Here is a 6,031-nt window from a genome sequence, read left to right as displayed (position 1 = left end):
GCTTGAGCAGAGGATCGCGGCGATCTGGGCGGATGTGCTGAAGCTTGAGAAGGTGGGGCTGACGGACAACTTCTTCGCGTTAGGAGGGGACTCTATTCTTAGTATGCAGGTTGTAGCACGATCAAATGAACTGAAAGCATATGGTTTTGATTTAAATCTTTCTAAGTTAATGCAAAGTTCTAGTATTGAAGAGTTGGTTTTTGAAAAGTGGGGTGATAGATGTTTATTGTCTTTGACTCATAGTGCCAGAAAGCTTCCAAGGTTGTTCTGCATTCATGGAGGATTTGGCACGGTTTTCGATTATTTGCCTTTGGCACGGAGATTGGACCAAAGATGGAAAGTTGTAGGGGTGCAGTCAAAGATGTTGTTTGATTTGACATGGGAAGATAGGTCATTAGTTGCAATGGCAAAATCCTATGCTGGAGAAATTAGAAAGATGCAGCCTGAAGGACCATATTATCTGATGGGGTGGTCTCTTGGGGGGGCGTTATGCTTATTGATTACATCGGAGTTAGAGTCGCAAGGATGTGAGGTGCGATTTGTCGGAATTGTAGACGGTTTTGTAAGATCAGCTATTGGTGGTTTTTATTCATGCTGGATGGATGAGCTTTATGAGTTTGTTGATTTGGTTACCGTTAGTAAAAATTATGAGGGGGCTCGTGAGGTTTTATTTGACGGTGTAGAAAGTTATGAAAATATACTAAGGGCGGTAGTGGAGCTAATGGTTGGTCGCTCTGTATATATGGACTTTTCTGCAGAGGATCTTGCCAAGTCTTTTCGGTCTTCTAGAGTTCTGGCTAAGTTGGCAAGAAATTTCCCAGGGTTTGAAAAGATATCCTCTGATACAAGTTTCTGGTGGATAAAAGGGCGAGAGGCTGAAGCAGAGTATTTATATGGAAATATTGGTGGATTTCCAAGTTTTGAAAATGTTATTGATGTTGATCACTATAGTATTCTAAGCGAAAGCTCTTTTATTGATGAGGTGGACGTTGCTCTTTCTCGGTGTTTGACGGCTGAAGGTGGACGTAAATAATTATGTAGAAGATCTCATGTCTGATCATGACATCCGTCATGAAAGATAACGGGACTATCGGTTTGGTAGTGCGAGTAATTATCAATCCCGGGACTTTCAGATTTCTTGTGTGGGCCGGTAACGGCCAGCCGTCAGAAAGACCGTGCTTTTACCAGTTAGCCTGATAAATTTTAAGTGTTCCATAACCGGTCGCGGTAGGAATGTAAGTTACCTGCCCCCGCACCGATCCGTACGTGCGGAACTACCTCATATGTCTCCTGCCTCAGGTACGTGACGCGAAACGTTCCTCCGGATACAGATGTGCAGTTCTGGGCTTCGGTATGTAAATATCTGCGAGACGACCAAAGCGTGACCACTGGAGCCGATTACGCTGGCTGCGCCGCTTGAGGGCTTACCGCCATAGGCGGCAGACAGCTACCCGAAAACTGTCAAGGCGGAGCAGGTTGCCAGGCACCGCGTGGTAGTTGAAATAACCTCCAACCACGTGGCTGAGCCATTTGGCTCATGCCATAGCCGCATCAGCGCCCCCCTGATGAAACAGACCCGCACCCGCCATTCCCAAGCCTACAAGGACGAAGCGCTGGCTTTGGCCGAGCGAATCGGCGTCAGCAAGGCTGCCGAACAGCTCGGCCTGCATGCTTCTCAGCTCTACGGCTGGCGGAGCAAAAAGCAACAGACCCAGATCAGCAGCGAGCGCGAGCAGTCGCTGGCCGACGAGAACGCCCGCCTCAAGCGGCTGCTGGCCGAGCAAGCCGAGGAGCTGGTCATCGTAAAAAAGCCGCCGCGTACTTTGCCAAGAGCCTCAAGTAAAGTACGCCTTCATGAGGACTCATACCGCGCACTTCTCGATCCAGGCTATGTGCCGCGTGTTGGGCGTTGCCTGCAGCGGCTACTACGTCTGGTGCTCTCGCGGGACGTCAATGCGCCACCGGCGAAGAGCCGAACTGGATCGGCAGGTCGTTCAGGCATACAGCACACGCAAGGGCCGCAGCGGGGCGCCACGGCTGTGTCACGACTTGCGGGAGGCCGGGCTACCCTGCAATCGCAAGACGGTAGCCACCTCGATGCAACGGCAAGGACTGCGTGCCAAGGCTGCCAAGAAGTTCAAGGCCACGACCAATTCCCAGCACTCGCTGCCAGTGGCAGAGAACCTGCTCAAGCAGAATTTCACGGCATCGCCGAATCAGAAATGGGTGGGTGACATCAGTGTGCCGCAGCAAGCGGCGTAGGAGATGAGAGTATGGCCCCTCGCCATCGGCTTGCAGGAGCGGGTGGCAAACCACCATGAGCGGCTAGGGTCAAAAGCCCCGGTCGTGAGCGTCATGGAAAAGGCGTCGTAAAGACGTCAGGTATGAATCAGGAAGACGAACAGCCTTCGTGCATTGGCGCCAGGGATGTCTTCCTGCGGTTGGATGATGGGAGCCGGATGAGTCGAGAGGCTCACGTCCGGTTCTGCGAGAGGCTGGGGGTGAAATTCCCCCGGTCTACTTACCCCTACCTGCATACGGAGGAAGGCTGGCTGTATCTGGCAGTGGTCATCGATCTGTATTCACGGATGGTGATCGGCTGGGCCATGAGCGAACGCATGGCGGCCGACTTGGTCTGCGATGCCTTGCACATGGCGCTGTGGCGACGCAGGCAGCCCAAGGGCGTGATCGTGCATAGCGACCGCGGTAGCCAGTACTGCTCAGCGGCTTACCAGGAGCTGATCCGCGCCCATCACTTGCGATGCAGCATGAGCGCCAAAGGCAACTGCTACGACAATGCCTGTGCAGAGAGCTTCTTCCACAGTCTGAAGGTCGAGTGCATCCACGGCGAGCGCTTCGCGAGCCGCGCCCAGATGCGTGAAACCGTGTTTGAATATGTCGAAACCGATTACAACCGCCAGCGGCGACACAGCACGCTGGGGCATATCAGCCAGGAGGCCTTCGAGGCCCGGATGAGTGCTTAAACCCGTGTCCACGACTGCTGGGCAAGATCAAGTGACGCGCTACGGATCTGGGCGCGCGTTCATACCCGGGGCGGTTTAAAGTGAAGGAAATCACATAGTTGCAAATGATAATTTTTCCGGAATTCGGAAAAAATTCGTCTTATTAGATCTAAGCCAAAAATTAAATAGGAAATATAATGATATTGATAAATATTCAATCCATGTTTGTGAGAAAATTATTTTCAAATTACGCATTAAAGATAAGACTTCCAGTTGTCAGTCTGGCGTTAAGTATCCCTGTTACAGCACAAGCTCAGGAGTTTTATTTCGATCTGCCTTCTCAGCCTTTAAAAAATGCAATCCAATCTTATAGTAAGCAAGCCGAGATGCAGGTCTTATACGGATTGGAAGATTTGGATGGGAAATATAGTAGTCCTATTCATGGTAGGTACAGCCCAGAACATGCGATTTTATTATTGCTTAGTAATACTGGCGTGGAGTTTAGTATCGTTGATGGCTCAATCCTTCTACGATCATCGGGATCATCGGGCTCAGCAGTAAATTTGGGAGAGACAAGTGTGACGGGGAGGTCTACCGAGGATTCTTCTATCACAGAAGGTACTGGGAGTTATACTCAAACTGGATCTAGTAGTACAGCAACTGGATTAGACCTAACCCTCCGTGAGACGCCACAGTCTATTACAGTGGTTACTCGAAAAAAGATGGATGATTTCAACCAGCAGACACTTAAAGATGTTCTTGAAGCAACTCCTGGTGTTTTTGTTGATAAGCAGGGTGACTTGGTTACTTTTTTCGCCAGAGGCGCAGCCATCAATAACTTTCAAACTGATGGATCTAGAAGTGCAACGGGAACCAGATCGAACGGTGCGATTATATCCCACAACTTAATATCTGATGATATGGCCGATATTGATCGCATTGAGATTTTGAAGGGGTCTGCTGGCTTGCTACAAGGTGATGGATATCCGACTGCAACGGTTAACATGATAAGGAAAAAGCCCACGAAGATATTCCAAGCTAACGTCGGCGCAAGCGCGGGAACATGGGACGCATATCGTGCAGACATAGATGTCAGTGGGCCTATTACAGAAGATGGTAATGTTCGTGGTCGCGCGGTACTTGCATATAAGGACGCAAACTCCTATCGAGATAGTGTGAAAAATAGAAACTCAATGTTTTATGGGACTTTTGACTTTGACTTGAGCTCAGATACAACAATTAACTTGGGGCTTGATTATAAGGAGAGGAGTAACAGAGGTAATTCTGGGTATAACTCATCAAGAGCCTATGATACTGCAGGTAATTTTCAAGGCTGGACTGCACGATCTCGTAATGCAGCAGCTCCATGGTCTGGCTACGATCAGAATTCAATTTCTATATTTTCCTCCCTTGAACATAATTTTTCAAATAGATGGAAAGCTAAACTTCTTCTCAGTGCTGAGAGGAATGAAACGCCAGATTGGATTAATGCAAGTATCTATTTGCCAGGAGCAGCAGAGTTAAGTCGCTATAAAGACATGAAGGATGATACAAAAAACATAAAGATAGATGTAAAAGGGGATTTTGATTTTCTTGGCAGAACTCATGATCTGCTTTTTGGCGTAGATTATATCAGAAATAATTACAAGATGGATCAGTGGCGAGGCCCCGCAAATTATAGGTCGACCACATTAATTGACTATCAGAACATTACATCTGATCCAGAAGTGTATGCAAATGATGGAGGTAGATATTATCCTAAGCCAGAGGGTGAGTGGGATATACGCTATCTTTTTCGTAATAACAGCATCCGCCGAGGCGCATATCTCACAACTCGATTCAATTTGTACGATGGTATTAATTTAATAGTAGGTGGTAGGGTTTCTGATTATTTTTATAAAAATACAGAGAGAAATGTTTATTTAGGGTCCAATGATCTGTTGACAGATGAGAGTATTACCGAAACGGGAGTGATCACTCCTTATACAGGCTTGGTGTACGATATAAATAATATTTACTCATTATATGCAAGCTATGCTAGCGTATTTCAACCCGTTCTTGTTCAAGACGAGCAAGGTAGCACACTTAAACCACAAGAGGGTGTTACCTATGAGTTGGGTTCGAAAGCAGAGTTTTTTGATGGGCGTTTGAATGCAAGCTTCGCTTATTTCTGGAAGCGTTGGGAGAATACCTACGAGCTTTCTGGTGGTCTAACTCCGACGGGGGGCGAGGCATATCGCAATATCAGCGGGGTGATGGAGCATGGATATGAGCTTGAAGTTTCTGGTGAATTAGCTCCTAGGTTACAAGCCCAGGGGAGTTATGTAATGAACAATAGTGAAACTTCAAAGACCAACCCTAAGCATCAGTTTAAGATAAATGCAAACTATGACTTGTCAGGCTCCTTCGAAAAATTATCTTTGGGCGCAGGTGTTCGTTGGCAAAGTAAAATAAATACATATACCTATGCCAATTTAGAACAGAGTTCTTATTGGATTGCCGATGCGATGGCTCGCTATAAGATTAGTCAAAAAATGACCGTCGGAGTGAATATTAACAACTTATTTGATAAAAAATATTTTGCAGGAGTAGCTACTATGACTGGGTGGGGAGAGTATTATACTTGGGGCGAACCAAGAAATTTAACAGCTAGTTTTAGGTATACGTATTAAGCCTTGATGTGGTTGCATACTTTATTTGTTTATCATATAGTTCTTTGGATGTGTTAAAATTATACTTTTAGTTATGTGATTTGGAGGGCTTGGTTTTTAATTTATTCAAATGGAAATAATTAAGCTGTCTGTTTTTTAGAACTCTCCCTCCCCGCTCCTTAAAGGTGGGGATGTATCCATGAACCGCCCCGAGTATCGCGGAGGTTGTTTTGTTTGAGTCAGGCTGCAACTGATATTGCAGCTTGACTCTGTTCGTATAGTTCCTCAAACTCGGCTGGCGGCCTATTTCCAATCGGTTCCAACAGGTGCTGATGGTTGAACCAGGTCATCCATTCCAGTCTTTCTACGCTTTTCCATGGCCTTCGTTTGTGAATCAGTTTGATCTTGCCCAGCAGT

The 6,031-nt window shown here is 46.9% G+C and carries 2 protein-coding genes and 3 pseudogenes; 4 read left to right on the top strand and 1 reads right to left on the bottom strand.

From position 1 onward, the window contains the following. The first annotated feature begins 34 nt into the window (after nt 1–34). From ACSZPK_RS22860 to ACSZPK_RS22845, 4 genes and pseudogenes are all read left to right on the top strand, one after another. Complete coding sequence (locus ACSZPK_RS22860; RefSeq protein ID WP_437883890.1) at nt 35–1,033, top strand: thioesterase domain-containing protein; 999 nt, start codon at nt 35–37, stop codon at nt 1,031–1,033. 532 nt (nt 1,034–1,565) lie between these two features. Next, nucleotides 1,566–2,241, top strand: a pseudogene (locus ACSZPK_RS22855) (IS3 family transposase); the annotation flags it as partial. A 287-nt stretch (nt 2,242–2,528) separates the two neighbouring features. Further along, a pseudogene (locus ACSZPK_RS22850) lies at nt 2,529–2,984 on the top strand (IS3 family transposase); the annotation flags it as partial. Between the two features lie 176 nt (nt 2,985–3,160). Then, nucleotides 3,161–5,635, top strand: a complete 2,475-nt coding sequence (locus ACSZPK_RS22845; RefSeq protein ID WP_437883887.1) for a TonB-dependent siderophore receptor — start codon at nt 3,161–3,163, stop codon at nt 5,633–5,635. Nucleotides 5,636–5,853: 218 nt separating this feature from the next. Here ACSZPK_RS22845 and ACSZPK_RS22840 read toward each other — a convergent pair. Then, nucleotides 5,854–6,027 (bottom strand): annotated as a pseudogene (locus ACSZPK_RS22840) (IS3 family transposase); the annotation flags it as partial. Between the last annotated feature and the right edge of the window lie 4 nt (nt 6,028–6,031).

Source organism: Pseudomonas sp. LRF_L74 (genome assembly GCF_965644255.1).
In the GTDB taxonomy this organism is placed as follows: Bacteria; Pseudomonadota; Gammaproteobacteria; order Pseudomonadales; family Pseudomonadaceae; genus Aquipseudomonas.
This window is presented reverse-complemented; position numbering and strand designations above follow the sequence as displayed.

Bases quoted from the DNA above. Each gene is read 5' to 3' on its own strand.
- ACSZPK_RS22845 (WP_437883887.1), top strand. From the start codon at position 3,161: ATGATATTGATAAATATTCAATCCATGTTTGTGAGAAAATTATTTTCA.